Annotated in this window: 1 pseudogene; it reads right to left on the bottom strand. The window is 68.2% G+C overall.

Annotation, left to right across the window (positions count from 1 at the left end):
• A pseudogene (locus CDV44_RS28160) lies at nucleotides 1-487 on the bottom strand (AraC family transcriptional regulator); the annotation flags it as partial.

Raw genomic sequence — 487 nt, 5'->3', positions numbered from 1 at the left:
CACAGCACGCGCCACGCGCAGCACCCGGGCATCGGTCGGCATCGGCAAGCCGAGCGGCTCCGCCGGTGCACGCGCGATCTCGTCGACCAGCACCTGCGCAAGACGCAATTCGTCCTCCGTCAGCGCCTCGCGCGTCGCCCACGACACCGCCCGCTTGACTAGCGCCGCCAGCAACTCCGATACGCCAACCACGCAAGGCGCCGACGGCAACCCTGTGGCGGCATACGGCGCCACCAGCACGATCCATCCGCTGACGACCCCGCTGAACGACACGCGATGCGTTACCCCCGACGGAATCCAACCCGCACGATAGGGCGGCAGTACCCACGCGCCAGACGGCGTATGCACATGCACCAATCCCGAGTGGATGCAGAACAACTGACCGCGCACGTGCGAATGCCAGTCCAGCTCGCGCGTGCCGATCCGGAAAAGACTGCGCTCATGGTCACGCCCGCCAAACGCCCACACCGGTGGGCCGTCAAGCCGG

It is taken from the genome of Pandoraea sp. PE-S2R-1 (assembly GCF_002179865.1).
Classification (GTDB): domain Bacteria; phylum Pseudomonadota; class Gammaproteobacteria; order Burkholderiales; family Burkholderiaceae; genus Pandoraea.
This window is presented reverse-complemented; position numbering and strand designations above follow the sequence as displayed.